This is a genomic window from Cupriavidus sp. 96C5-1 (assembly GCF_057798855.1).
Genome location: NZ_JBYOJU010000010.1, coordinates 29,809 through 43,954 on the forward strand (window position 1 = coordinate 29,809; position 14,146 = coordinate 43,954).

Consider the following 14,146-nt stretch of genomic DNA (forward strand, 5'->3'; position numbering starts at 1 on the left):
ATGGGTACCTGGCGATTACCAGTGGAAACCCGCGCCGGCGGCTACGCCAACGGAGCCGCGGGTGTTTGCCGAACCCTGCAGTTTGTAGACCCATCGGCCGTTCTCGGATTGCGCCGACATGCCGATCGCCAGCGCGGATTGCCCGCGATAGCCTGCGACACCCGCGGCCAGCATGCTCCGGCCAGGCAGGGACGCCTGCGGAATGCCCGCCATGGCCATGGCTGCCGCGGTGCCCGCGTTGGCATCGCGCTCGTAGCGGTCCAGGTCGCCGCGCAGCCGGTTGATCTGCGTGTCGGTGTACTGGTTCGCCTGGGATACCGCGCTGCTGACGCCGTTGCTCAACTGCTGGACATTGACCGCATCCGTAGCGGCAACGCCGTTTGCCACGTTGTGAACGGCCACCGGTGACGTGGTATTGGCGCCGCCCATGGTGACGCTGTTGTAGTTGGTCGAACCATCGGCGTTCTTGTCATAGCGCACGCTGCCGTTCTCCGACGCCTTGAGCTGCCCCACATTGACCGCGTCTGTCGTTGCCGTGCCTGCCGCCACATTGGCGATCTGGCGCTCGGCGCCAGCGCTGCCGACCGAAACCACATTGCTGCGGCCGCCATCGCTGGAACCGGCTCCCAGGGCGACGGAGTTCTGGCCGCTGGCCACTGCGCCATTGCCCAAGGCAGTGCTGCCGGCTCCGGTCGCTTGGCTCTGGTTGCCCACCGCGGTACTGTTGGCGCCGGATGCCATGGATCCGGAACCGCCGGCGGCAGAGTTCGCGCCGGTGGCGGAAGGTGACGGCGTGTTGGTATCCTTGCTGACCTGGAACATGCCCGCAGCGCCATTGTGGATGTTGGTAATGTCGCTCGAAATGCTTTCGATCCGGGTATCCGTATACTCGTTGGCGGCCTTCACCGCACCATCGAGCTGGCGCAGATTTACGGCATCGGTGGCATTCTTTCCGTCCGCCACATTGCTGATGGTGCGCGTTTCGCCGGTCTGTGCATTGCCGACGGATACGGTACCGGCCGTGTCGTTCTGCACGTTCGAGTACTTGCCCGTATAGCTCTCCGCGCCTCGACCGCCATCGCTCGCGCCGTTGCCAAGCGCCACGCTGCCGGATGCGCTGGCCGCGGCACCGTTACCAACCGCGGTGCTGCCGGCTCCGGACGCGACCGCGCCATTGCCCAAGGCTACGCTGGCGTTGCCCGATGCGCTGGTGTTGTTCCCGACAGCCATGGCATCGGCGCCGGAAGCCACTGCGTTCGCGCCGCCCGCCACCGATTTCACTCCCAGCGCGCTTGGTGCCGGTGTGTTGTAGTCCTGGCTCACCTGGAACATGCCGACGGCGCCGTTGGCGATGCTTGTAATGTTGGCGTTGACCGCTTTCAGCTGGCGCACGTTGACTGCGTCGGTGTCTTCCGCACCGGCTTCCACGCCGGTAATGCGGCGGTTGCCCACGTTCACCTCGCCTGTTGCGGTGCCGCCGACCATATAGGCGGCGTTGCCCAGGGTGGTGCCGTCCGCCACTGAATTGGCGCCCAGCGCTACGCTGCCGGCGGCTGTCGCCCTGGCGTTGCGGCCGATCGCCACCGCGTCTGCCGCGGTACTGCTTGCGCCATAACCCACCGCCGTGGCGCCCGCCACCGTGGCATGCGCATCGTCCGCTGCCAGGCCCGTGTCGTTGGTGCGCACATACTTCACCCCGCGGCCGTTCTGCGCCACATAGGTGTTGCTGGTGTCGCCCGCCACATTGGTGATGGTGTCGCCCAGGTTCGTGATGCTGGTGGTGTTCTGCTCCACCTTCTGGTTGGTCGCATGCAGTTGCGCGCCGTTCACCGCGTCGGTGCTGGTCGCGCTCACGTCGCCCTGGTGCACGTTGGTGATCCTGGTGCCGCCGGTCACGCCGCCGTCCGCCGATGCCGTGCCGCCCAGCGTGACGCTGCCCTTGCTCGCGTCGTCGTACTTCACCGCGTTCTCGGCAACCTGCTCCACATTGCTCGCCACGCTCTTCAACTGGGCAACGTTCACCGCATCCGTATCGACCGCGCCAGCCGCCACGTTCGAGATCCGGCGCTCGGCGCCTGCCCGGCCCACCGAGACTTCGCCCATCGCCGTGCCACCCACCGCGTATGCCGCCTGGTCCAGCTTGCTGCCGTCGGCCAGCGACCCGCGGCCGATCGCCACGCTCTGCGCATGGCTGGCGGTGGCGCCATAGCCCAGCGCCGTGGCGCCTGCCACCGTGGCATGCGCATCGTCCGCTGCCAGGCCCGTGTCGTTGGTGCGCACATACTTCACCCCGCGGCCGTTCTGCGCCACATAGGTGTTGCTGGTGTCGCCCGCCACGTTGGTGATGGTGTCGCCCAGGTTCGTGATGCTGGTGGTGTTCTGCTCCACCTTCTGGTTGGTCGCATGCAGTTGCGAGCCGTTCACCGCGTCCGTGCTGGTCGCGTTCACATCGCCCTGGCCCACATTGGTGATCTTCTGCGCCGTGCCGCTGCCGTGGCTCGCGTCATAGGCATTGAGCGACCCATTCCACTGCAGTGCGTCCTGCTGCAGCGCGCCGATATTGGTGGTGTTGCTCGTTACCCGGCCATCGATGTTCGTCACATTCTGGTTGGTCGCGTGCAATTGCGCGCCGTTCACGGCGTCCGTACTGGTCGCGCTCACGTCGCCCTGGTGCACATTGGTGATCCTGGTGCCGCCGCTCACGCCACCGTCCACCGATGCCGTGCCGCCCAGCGTGACGCTGCCCTTGCCCGCGTCGTCGTACTTCACCGCGTTCTCGGCAACCTGCTCCACATTGCTCGCCACGCTCTTCAACTGGGCAACGTTCACCGCGTCCGTATCGACCGCGCCAGCCGCCACGTTCGAGACCCGGCGCTCGGCGCCTGCCCGGCCCACCGAGACTTCGCCCATCGCCGTGCCACCCACCGCGTATGCCGCCTGGTCCAGCTTGCTGCCGTCGGCCAGCGACCCGCGTCCGATCGCCACGCTCTGCGCATGGCTGGCGGTGGCGCCATAGCCCAGCGCCGTGGCGCCTGCCACCGTGGCGTGCGCATCATCCGCGGCCAGGCCCGTGTCGTTGGTGCGCACATACTTCACCCCGCGGCCGTTCTGCGCCACATAGGTGTTGCTGGTGTCGCCCGCCACGTTGGTGATGGTGTCGCCCAGGTTCGTGATGCTGGTGGTGTTCTGCTCCACCTTCTGGTTGGTCGCATGCAGTTGCGAGCCGTTCACCGCGTCCGTGCTGGTCGCGTTCACATCGCCCTGGCCCACATTGGTGATCTTCTGCGCCGTGCCGCTGCCGTGGCTCGCGTCATAGGCATTGAGCGACCCATTCCACTGCAGTGCGTCCTGCTGCAGCGCGCTGATGTTGGTGGTGTTGCTCGTTACCCGGCCATCGATGTTCGTCACATTCTGGTTGGTCGCGTGCAGTTGCGCGCCGTTCACCGCGTCGGTGCTGGTCGCGCTCACGTCGCCCTGGTGCACATTGGTGATCCTGGTGCCGCCGGTCACGCCGCCGTCCGCCGATGCCGTGCCGCCCAGCGTGACGCTGCCCTTGCTCGCGTCGTCGTACTTCACCGCGTTCTCGGCAACCTGCTCCACATTGCTCGCCACGCTCTTCAGTTGAGCAACGTTCACCGCATCCGTATCGACCGCGCCAGCCGCCACGTTCGAGATCCGGCGCTCGGCGCCTGCCCGGCCCACCGAGACTTCGCCCATCGCCGTGCCACCCACCGCGTATGCCGCCTGGCCCAGCTTGCTGCCGTCGGCCAGCGACCCGCGGCCGATCGCCACGCTCTGCGCATGGCTGGCGGTGGCGCCATAGCCCAGCGCCGTGGCGCCCGCCACCGTGGCGTGCGCATCGTCCGCTGCCAGGCCCGTGTCGTTGGTGCGCACATACTTCACCCCGCGGCCGTTCTGCGCCACATAGGTGTTGCTGGTGTCGCCCGCCACATTGGTGATGGTGTTGCCCAGGTTCGTGATGCTGGTGGTGTTCTGCTCCACCTTCTGGTTGGTCGCATGCAGTTGCGAGCCGTTCACCGCGTCGGTGCTGGTCGCGTTCACATCGCCCTGGCCCACATTGGTGATCTTCTGCGCCGTGCCGCTGCCGTGGCTCGCGTCATAGGCATTGAGCGACCCATTCCATTGCAGTGCGTCCTGCTGCAGCGCGCTGATATTGGTGGTGTTGCTCGTTACCCGGCCATCGATGTTCGTCACATTCTGGTTGGTCGCGTGCAGTTGCGAGCCGTTCACCGCGTCCGTACTGGTCGCGCTCACGTCGCCCTGGTGCACATTGGTGATCCTGGTGCCGCCGGTCACGCCGCCGTCCACCGATGCCGTGCCGCCCAGCGTGACGCTACCCTTGCCCGCGTCGTCGTACTGCACCGCGTTATCCGCTACCGCGCGCAGCTGGTTCACATTGACCGCATCCGTGCCGTTGGTTCCGCCTGCCACATTCTTGATCTGGCGCTCCATGCCGGCGGCGCCGATCGACAGGGCGCCCCCCGCGGCAATCGCATCGCCGCTGAACAGCGCCGGACCCGCGGCGTTGGCGGCGCCCACGCTCCCGGAGCCCAGCGCGACGCTGTTGGCGACATCCGTCGTGGTGCCCGCGCCCAGTGCCACGGATCCGGTGCCGCTCGCTCTCGTCTGGCCGACAGCATCAAGGCCGGCCCGTGCTGCAAAGGCCGCACGCGAATCCGATGCGCCAATAGCAATGGAGCGAGATCCCGAAGCATTGGCCGAGTAGCCGACCGCGATACCGCTGTCGCCATCGGCCAGCGAGTTGCGGCCGACCGCCACGGCCTGCACGCGGCTGGCGGTGGCGCCGTAGCCCACCGCCGTGGCGCCCGCCGCCAGGGCATGCGCATCGTCCGGAGGCAGGCCCGTGTCGTTGGTGCGCACATACTTCACCCCGCGGCCGTTCTGCGCCACATAGGTGTTGCTGGTGTCGCCCGCCACGTTGGTGATGGTGTCGCCCAGGTTCGTGATGCTGGTGGTGTTCTGCTCCACCTTCTGGTTGGTCGCATGCAGTTGCGAGCCGTTCACCGCGTCGGTGCTGTTCGCGCTCACATCGCCCTGGCCCACATTGGTGATCTTCTGCGCCGTGCCGCTGCCGTGGCTCGCGTCATAGGCATTGAGCGACCCATTCCACTGCAGTGCGTCCTGCTGCAGCGCGCCGATATTGGTGGTATTGCTCGTTACCCGGCCATCGATGTTCGTCACATTCTGGTTGGTCGCGTGCAGTTGCGAGCCGTTCACCGCGTCGGTGCTGGTCGCGTTCACATCGCCCTGGCCCACATTGGTGATCTTCTGCGCCGTGCCGCTGCCGTGGCTCGCGTCATAGGCATTGAGCGATCCATTCCATTGCAGTGCGTCCTGCTGCAGCGCGCCGATATTGGTGGTGTTGCTCGTTACCCGGCCATCGATGTTCGTCACATTCTGGTTGGTCGCATGCAGTTGCGAGCCATTCACCGCGTCCGTGCTGGTCGCGCTCACATCGCCCTGGCCCACATTGGTGATCTTCTGCGGCGTGCCGCTGCCGTGGCTCGCGTCATAGGCATTGAGCGACCCATTCCATTGCAGTGCGTCCTGCTGCAGCGCGCTGATATTGGTGGTATTGCTCGTTACCCGGCCATCGATGTTCGTCACATTCTGGTTGGTCGCGTGCAGTTGCGAGCCATTCACCGCGTCCGTGCTGGTCGCGTTCACATCGCCCTGGCCCACATTGGTGATCTTCTGCGCCGTGCCGCTGCCGTGGCTCGCGTCATAGGCATTGAGCGACCCATTCCACTGCAGTGCGTCCTGCTGCAGCGCGCCGATATTGGTGGTGTTGCTCGTTACCCGGCCATCGATGTTCGTCACATTCTGGTTGGTCGCGTGCAGTTGCGCGCCGTTCACCGCGTCCGTGCTGTTCGCGCTCACGTCGCCCTGGTGCACATTGGTGATCCTGGTGCCGCCGCTCACGCCGCCGTCCGCCGATGCCGTGCCGCCCAGCGTGACGCTGCCCTTGCTCGCGTCGTCGTACTTCACCGCGTTCTCGGCAACCTGCTCCACATTGCTCGCCACGCTCTTCAGCTGAGCAACGTTCACCGCATCCGTATCGACCGCGCCAGCCGCCACGTTCGAGATCCGGCGCTCGGCGCCTGCCCGGCCCACCGAGACTTCGCCCGCTGCCGTGCCACCCACCGCGTATGCCGCCTGGCCCAGCTTGCTGCCGTCGGCCAGCGACCCGCGGCCGATCGCCACGCTCTGCGCATGGCTGGCGGTGGCGCCATAGCCCAGCGCCGTGGCGCCCGCCACCGTGGCATGCGCATCGTCCGCTGCCAGGCCCGTGTCGTTGGTGCGCACATACTTCACCCCGCGGCCGTTCTGCGCCACATAGGTGTTGCTGGTGTCGCCCGCCACATTGGTGATGGTGTCGCCCAGGTTCGTGATGCTGGTGGTGTTCTGCTCCACATTCTGGTTGGTCGCATACAGTTGCGAGCCGTTCACCGCGTCGGTGCTGGTCGCGCTCACGTCGCCCTGGTGCACGTTGGTGATCCTGGTGCCGCCGCTCACGCCGCCGTCCGCCGATGCCGTGCCGCCCAGCGTGACGCTGCCCTTGCCCGCGTCGTCGTACTGCACCGCGTTATCCGCTACCGCGCGCAGCTGGTTCACATTGACCGCATCCGTGCCGTTGGTTCCGCCTGCCACATTCTTGATCTGGCGCTCCTTGCCGGCGGCGCCGATCGACAGGGCGCCCCCTGCGGCAATCGCATCGCCGCTGAACAGCGCCGGACCCGCGGCGTTGGCGGCGCCCACGCTCCCGGAGCCCAGCGCGACGCTGTTGGCGACATCCGTCGTGGTGCCCGCACCCAATGCTACGGAACCCGTGCCACTCGCTCTCGTCTGGCTGGCCGCTTCATAGCTAGCCCCCCCTGAAACGCCGTCATTGCCCGCCGCGCGGGAATCCGCCGCACCGATGGCGATGGAGCGATATCCCGCCGCATTGGCTGAATGTCCCATCGCAATGCCGCTCTCGCCGTTGGCGTAGGCCACATTGCCGATCGCCGTCGCGTAGTCCGCCGTCGCTGCGGACTGACGCCCCAGTGCAAAACTGGTATTCCCGCTGGCCAGGGCAATCGTTCCCAGCGCGACGGCGGAGTTCTTGGTGGCCTGTGCACCCACCCCGATCGCGATGCCCGAATCGCTCGCGCCGGAACGATCACCGATTGCAACGGACGCACTGCCCGCATTTGCGCTATTGCCGATTGCGGTACTGCACCCGTTCTGGAGTACATACTGGACACTCGATCCAGGGTTGTTGCCCGGATTCTGCCGATTAACGAAATTGGTCCCGCAGTTTGTATCTACCGTTGCCGTCTTGCCATTGCCGCCATTGTTGTTGCCGGTCGTGCCCGATACGGCGGTCTGGCCGACAGCGTAGGGAACGGCCAGCATGCCCGCAGCCGCCAGGATGGTTCGTGCCACTATTTGACGGCGGCGCTCCGAACGGCCGGCTTTTCCCCTGGACTTGCAATCCTCGCCCACGGCAACATAGGTGCCTGTGCGCTCATTCCATATGGTCTTGTAGGTACGGTTCACGTCGATTCCCATCGAGAGGGAAGCCATCTCTTGCCAGGCACTCGCGAAAGGCGCGGAGAGTGCAATATCAGAGTGCTTCGCGGTTCTTTACGAAAGTGCATCCATCGCTGCGAGTCGCTTCGATAGGGAGGATTCAAGCAAAGCGGGTGCACAAACACGTCGCTCAGCCGGTCCCAGACTCACATCCAGGGAGGCACTGGTCATTGCCCAAACGAGGAACAGTTGGACTGGCCGCAGATTGCCTCGGACCATGGAGCCGGCGTTTTGCGCAAAGAACAAAATGTTTTGCTAAATGACAAAAGCGTCAAAATAAATGCAAACAAATGCAACGCCTCAAATGTTAGACTCTTCAATAAGAGGGTCGCGTGCTAGTCTCCCGGCTGTGTTAAGAAGCGCCGCATTTTCGGATCGATGGCGCCCTACATGCACCGCCTTTCCGGAGATTCGCCAGCGTTCAGGAAACCGGATTTCCAGCGCAGCGGCGTTGGCACGAGAATCGCACCACGCAGCGTCAATCGGCCGCGGTCACGGCAACTGGCGCCGGCATTTTTATAGAAAGAAAAAAAGGAGAATCCGTAGCCATCGGCTATCGGATGGCTCTATCGGGAGAGCGGAGAAGATCCGTGAAACAGGGTATTCAGGGAAATAGCCGCAGCATCGCCGACGATGCTGGAGAGAGACGGGACGGGCCGATTCGCCGTCAGCGCGACATTGCCGCCGCGGCGTTCATCTTTGATTGTTGCGGAATGCAGATGGGGGAACCCCCATATGATCGCGAAATGCAGTGGAAAAATTGGCGGTGCTGGTGAAACCGACTTCCTCCGCTATTGCGGCAATGCTCAGCGAAGTCCTGGCTAGCAAATGCCTTGCCTTCTTCATCCGTTCCAGCCGTATATATTCGAATACGGTAACACCGAGATTCCGCTGAAATGCCGAGGAAATCCGTCTTTTATCGACACCCAGAGCACGTGCCAGGTCCGGCAGCGTTGGTGGATCCGACAGCTTGGCGGAGAGATATCGCCTGGCGGCACGTACCAGTACCTGCTCCCTGTTCTCCGCTGCGCCGGTGTCGTCTTCGAGGATGCTTTTTGTTTCCGTCCGCTCCGCCAATCGCGAGGACAACTTCAGATGAATGCGCACCCTCTCAACCACCTCTTCCACTGCGTAGGGCTTGACGATGTAATCCACGCCGCCCTCTCGCAGCCCGGTCAGGCGCGCGCTGATCTCGCTGGATACGGTGAGAAAGATGACGGGAATGTTCTCGGTAACGGCGTTGGCCTTAAGCATGCGCGTGACGGCGAATCCATCCATCTTCGGCATCCTGACATCGAGCAGGATCAGGTCGGGAGCGAACGCAACGGCCCGGTCATAGCCCTGCATTCCATCGAATGCAATGCTGATCCGGCAACGGGAGTCCCGCAACGCCTCCACCAGCAGGCGGAGTTCATCCGGATTGTCATCGATAAGCAGGACATGGGGCTCTGGCAAGCGTTGCTGGTCTATTTCTGTCATATAGGAATTCACTGCATATCGCGGTGTGCAGACCTTTCATCATGCGCATCGAATCTGGCCCCTCAATCATAAATTCGGGATATCGGAAAATCGACCTCATAGCTCAGATCAAAGCATAGCTTAGCGCTCCGGCTTATTGATCATCAACCCCTCGGTAGAGCTATGCGGTTACGCCATTAAAATGCGACTGACATTTCTTATCGTTATTTTTTTCGCTTTCTCTGCCGTGGTTCGGGCCGGGACCGCTGGCGAGACGATCCCGGCGCAGGGGGCCGGAATTCTCCTCGGCCCGATCGGCGTCTTCGAGGATGTATCAGGCCTTCTGTCTATCGACACCGTACTTTCCCGTCCCGGCCCGCTCGCAGAAGCCACGTTCCTGCCAGGGGATCCCATCGCACTGCAATCACCCCGGGCAGACACCGTCTGGTGGCTGCGGTTTTCATTGCGCAACACGGCCTCGCGGAGCATCCCGCTACGGCTCTTGCTCGGACCACCTGGACTAAAGCGCGTCGATGCCTTTATAGAGAAGCAAGATGAGCGGCTGCACTTGCGCGCCGGCGCTGCAGTCCCGATGCAGGAGCACTCCCATGCGTCCCGTCTTCCATCGTTCTCTTTCCGGCTCGACCCCGGCGAGCAGGCCAACGTCCACATCCGGGTACAGAGCAGCCGTGCGATACAACTATTGCCACGCCTTTATCATGAGGAGGCATACCTGGCGAAGGAAGGGATCAGCCGGCTATGGGACGGCTTGCTCTTTGGCGGCTTGCTATCCCTGGGCTGGTGCGTGCTGCTGATCGCCCTGTTGTCGAGGCGCCTTGCATATCTGTGCCTGGGGCTGCTTTGCCTGGGAATCATGCTCTATGAGGCTTCCATTCGCGGCTACGCAAAGCTCTATCTCTGGCCCGATGCGACCGACTGGGGCCTTCGCAGCACCGCTGTGCTCGGCTATGGCTGCCTGGCGCTGTTCGCCTTCTTTCTTGGCAGCTTTGCCAAGAGCGAGAACATCGCCATGCGTGGCCGCGGATGCTTCCTGCTATTTGCATTCACGGAATGCGTACTGGCGAGCGCAGCCTTCATGAGCGATCTGCACGCCGTGGCTGTGGCCTCGGCCTACGCCAGCCTGTTCTTTTCCTTCTGCATCCTCATGGCCGCACTCCTCATGCTGAAGAATGCGGCTCCCACAGCAAGACTCGTACTGCTGACCGCCATCTTCTTCCTGCTGCACATCGGCTTGCGCACGATCGAGCGCCTCGACCAGACGCCTGGCTTTATCAGGCATCTCGGCATCGACGACGTGTCAACCGGCCCGGTTGCTGCCGTGTTTGGGCTTGGCATCACCCTGATCGTACTGGCGGCTTGGATCAACCACCTGCGGCTACAGAGAAAGGCGGCCCGCGACGACCTTGCTCTATGGCAGGAACAGGATCAACAACGGCTGAGGGATGAAGTCGCACGCCAGACACACGCCTTGAATCAGGCATTGCAATATGCCGACGCAAAGAACCGGCAAAAGAGCGAGATGCTCGGGTATATCAGCCACGACCTGCGCGCGCCGCTTGCGACCATTGTCGGCTATGCGCGCAGGCTGGGCAGGACCCTCCCCCCGGAGCAGAGCACATACGTGCAGGCCATCGAGCGCAGCGCAAACTATCAGCTCACGCTGATCGACGATCTCCTTGAGTATGCAAAGGGCGAGATCCAGCCTTTGCAACTGGCACCGGCACCGGTGGAGTTTTCCGCTCTCATGGAAGACATCGCTCAGTACGCACATGCGCTGAGCGCGCAACAGAGCAATGTCTTCATCCTCCATGCCGAGACGCCGCTACCAACGCACATTTCCATCGACAGCCGTCGGCTGCAGCAGGTGTTGCTGAACCTGTTGTCGAATGCCGCGAAATTCACGCGCCAGGGCTCAATCCGGCTGTCGGTCGGCGCTCACCGCCTGGAACGGAGCTGGCGGCTGCATTTCGATGTTGCGGATTCGGGAATCGGGATCGCGTCTCGAGACCAGCCCCACATCTTCAAGGTTTTCACCCAACTGGGGGTGGAACAGGGCGGTGTCGGCCTTGGTCTGTTTATTGCGCAGCGCATTGTTGAAGGCATGGGCGGGGCGCTGCAATTGAGCAGCAAACCCGGCGTCGGGAGCCGTTTCAGCTTTGCGATCGAGGCACCGTGCCTGGACGACGCCGTGCTGCCTGGGGGCGCCTTTTCAGCCATGGCATCTTCGCCGCCCGGGCACCTGCCTTTTCCCGCCGGCACGCCTTACCCCATTCCGCCGGCGCACGCACGGATGGATCTGGCTGGATTCGCCCGCGACGGGCATTTGACGGATATCGAGGAGTGGTTGCACCACATGAGCGGCTCGGAACCCTCATATCCTGATTTTCTCGCCGAGATGCATGCTGCCCTGCAGGTTCTCGACCTGGAGCGGGTCGAATCGCTGGCCCTGCTTCCCGATAGTCCCGCCGCGTACCGGTTTGCCATGGCAGCGGAAGGCATCGCCCGGCCTTCACCGGATGCGGCAGCAACAAATCATCCCCCCACGGAATCCCTTTCGACAGCAACCTGAATCGTGTCAAAATCCTTGGCCTTTTGCCTGCCCTGCCAGCGTTCGACCGCCCGGGCATGCAAGCGTGTCATCGCACAGACTTGCAAGAGCAGGAAGAGCCGGCGTGCAGATGATCTCCCTGAGCCAATCTCGAAGCGGATGGAATCGACATGCGGTTTTCGACAAGGTACGCCGTCGCGGCGGCGCTGCTATGTTCTGGAGCCATGCTCAACCGCGGCTTCGCCGCGCAGAACCCCCAAGAGCAGAAAGAAGGCGAAGGCGGGCGGTTCCTTCGCTACAGTTCCACCCAGATCTGGGTGGAACCCACCGCGGAAGAGCGCACCACCTACGAGCACGCGCGCGATTTCACGCTGCAGCGCAGTTCGACGCGGGCGGCCTTGCAAGCCTGCCAGGCCGCGCTCGAAAGCCTGGGCTATAAGCGGCTGGAGGCGGAGCCGAATTTCGGCCTGGTCCAGGGCGTCCTCAATGAAAAGCTTGTCAGCACCGGCAGGGAAATCCTGCGCGGGGTATTGAAGTCGAAGATGGGGCTTCCCGGCAGGGCGGACCATCAGACGACCGAAGCGCTGGTCACGGTGGCGCCGGGCGCATCGCAGGGTGACGTGCTGGTCAGGGTCCGTTTGCGCGTGACCATCTGGGACAGCAATGGCGATTCGCGCACCACCATCGTGGTGGACCCGCAGGCCTATCGCGGCTTCTTCACCAAGCTCGAGCAGACGCTGGAGGCAGCCAGATAGCATCTGGGCCGTGGCTGGCGCCGCGGGTCGCCGGATGATCGGACGGCCGCCGGAATCGGGAGGGCATGGCCGCAGCGGGAATGGAGGTACTGCGGCTGCGGGAAAATGCCATGGCGGATCTCGACCCCTATAAAGGCGGTGTGCTGCCGGGTTCCTGGGCTTGGGTTGAGACAGGTCTGCAGGGCCTGAATCAGGTCCCTGCAACGGCAACAGGTCCTGCTGAAAATCAAATGCCTCCATGTACCCAAGAACCCGACACCACTCCGCCTTTGGAGGTAGTTTCAATTTGAAGTAAAGCGGTGCCGGCTGGGCGCGCGGCCGCAGGCAATACAAGGGCACGACAAGGCCGCGCAACAACGCCAGCAACGTTCTGAAAAACGACCGCTCAAGGCGACAGCTGACGGAGACGGCCTCGGCATCATCTCGCCAACCGGGCGCCCGGCCACAAACGCACGGCCAGTGCGCCCAGGGCGGTCGCGGTGGACAACGCCGTGACGGCCAGCCAGCCCCAGTGGCCCAGCATGAAGCTGCCCAGCGCGGCGCCCGTGGACATCCCCGCGAACATGCCGACGAACAGCACCGCATTGAGACGGCTGCGGGCGCCGGGTTCGATACCGTAGACGATGGTCTGGTGCGCCACCAGCGTGACCTGCACGCCAAGGTCGAAGCCCAGCGCACTGGCCGCGATCATCCAAAGGCGTGCATGCGGCGCCAGTAGCGGCGAGAACAACATCCCGGCGAAGGAAACCGCGGCCAGCCCGGCCCCCAGGCGGGTGACCAGTTCGGGCCCCCGGCGGTCGGCCAGCCGGCCGGCCAGCGGTGCGGCTAGCGCGCCGGCCGCACCGGCCAGGCCGAATGCCCCTGAGGCCGCACTGCCCAGATGGAAGGGCGCGCCATGCAGCATGACCGCCAGGGTCGACCAGAACGCACTGAAGCCAACCGAAAGCAGCCCCTGCGCCAGCGTGGCACGGCGCAGGGCGCCATGCCGGCGCCACAGCCCGGCCAGCGAGCCGAGCAGGGCACGGTACGACAGATGCGTGGTGGGCTGGAAGCGCGGCAACGCGCGCCAGGCAACCGCGCCCATCAGGGCAATGCTGGCCGCCGCGATCACGAACATGATCCGCCAGCCGAAGCGCTCCGCCACAAAGCCGCTGACCACGCGGGAGAGCAGGATGCCCATCAGCAGGCCCGTCATGACGGTGCCCACGACCTTGCCCCGGTGCGACTCGGGAGCCAGCGTGGCCGCCGCCGGCACGATGTCCTGGGCCATCGTCGCGGCCAGGCCGATCGCCAGGCTGGCCGCCAGCAGCAGCCCGATGCCGGAGGCCGCGCCGCTTGCCAGCAGCGCGGCGCTGAGCACGGCGGCCTTGGCCAGGATGATGCGGCGGCGGTCAAAGCGGTCGCCGAGCGGCGCCAGCAGCAGGATGCCCAGCGCGTAGCCGAGCTGCGTCAGCGTGGGCACCAGCCCCAGCGCCCCGCCGGAGACGCCGATATCGGCGCTCAGCACGCCGAGCATGGGCTGGCTGTAATAGAGCGAGGCCACCGCAAGACCGGCGCCGGTGGCCAGGAGCAGGACCAGCCGGGTGGGCAGGCGGTCCGCGGCGGCTTGGCCCGTGGCTGGATACATGCCTGCATTGGCATGCGCAACTCGAATGGAAGACATAAGGTAAACCCCAGATCGGAAAACGAGTCTGGAGTTTGCCGCCCGGTCAGATCACGCGGTAGTACTGCAATTCGCACAATTGCT

At 64.4% G+C, this 14,146-nt stretch carries 5 protein-coding genes; 2 read left to right on the plus strand and 3 right to left on the minus strand.

Translation table 11 applies throughout. The features are described 5' to 3' along the window. Positions 1–15 precede the first annotated feature (15 nt). Positions 16–7,611, minus strand: coding sequence for a YadA-like family protein (locus tag AC3FOF_RS13785; protein WP_488726900.1), 7,596 nt, complete (start codon positions 7,609–7,611; stop codon positions 16–18). A gap of 699 nt (positions 7,612–8,310) precedes the next feature. Next, entirely contained in the window at positions 8,311–9,096 is a 786-nt protein-coding gene (locus AC3FOF_RS13790; RefSeq protein ID WP_017225921.1) for a response regulator transcription factor, read from the minus strand. 181 nt (positions 9,097–9,277) lie between these two features. Here AC3FOF_RS13790 and AC3FOF_RS13795 point away from each other — a divergent pair, with 181 nt between their 5' ends. Continuing rightward, entirely contained in the window at positions 9,278–11,665 is a 2,388-nt protein-coding gene (locus AC3FOF_RS13795; RefSeq protein WP_488726901.1) for an ATP-binding protein, read from the plus strand. A gap of 149 nt (positions 11,666–11,814) precedes the next feature. Continuing rightward, complete coding sequence (locus AC3FOF_RS13800; protein ID WP_488726902.1) at positions 11,815–12,399, plus strand: hypothetical protein; 585 nt, start codon at positions 11,815–11,817, stop codon at positions 12,397–12,399. 418 nt (positions 12,400–12,817) lie between these two features. On the opposite strand, the gene AC3FOF_RS13805 is transcribed toward AC3FOF_RS13800, so the two are convergent. Then, positions 12,818–14,062 (minus strand): MFS transporter, encoded by a 1,245-nt coding sequence (locus AC3FOF_RS13805; RefSeq protein ID WP_488726903.1) that lies wholly within the window; start codon positions 14,060–14,062, stop codon positions 12,818–12,820. Positions 14,063–14,146 lie beyond the last annotated feature (84 nt).

Bases quoted from the DNA above. Each gene is read 5' to 3' on its own strand.
- AC3FOF_RS13785 (WP_488726900.1), bottom strand. From the start codon at position 7,611: ATGGCTTCCCTCTCGATGGGAATCGACGTGAACCGTACCTACAAGACC.
- AC3FOF_RS13790 (WP_017225921.1), bottom strand. From the start codon at position 9,096: ATGACAGAAATAGACCAGCAACGCTTGCCAGAGCCCCATGTCCTGCTT.
- AC3FOF_RS13795 (WP_488726901.1), top strand. From the start codon at position 9,278: ATGCGACTGACATTTCTTATCGTTATTTTTTTCGCTTTCTCTGCCGTG.
- AC3FOF_RS13800 (WP_488726902.1), top strand. From the start codon at position 11,815: ATGCGGTTTTCGACAAGGTACGCCGTCGCGGCGGCGCTGCTATGTTCT.
- AC3FOF_RS13805 (WP_488726903.1), bottom strand. From the start codon at position 14,062: ATGTCTTCCATTCGAGTTGCGCATGCCAATGCAGGCATGTATCCAGCC.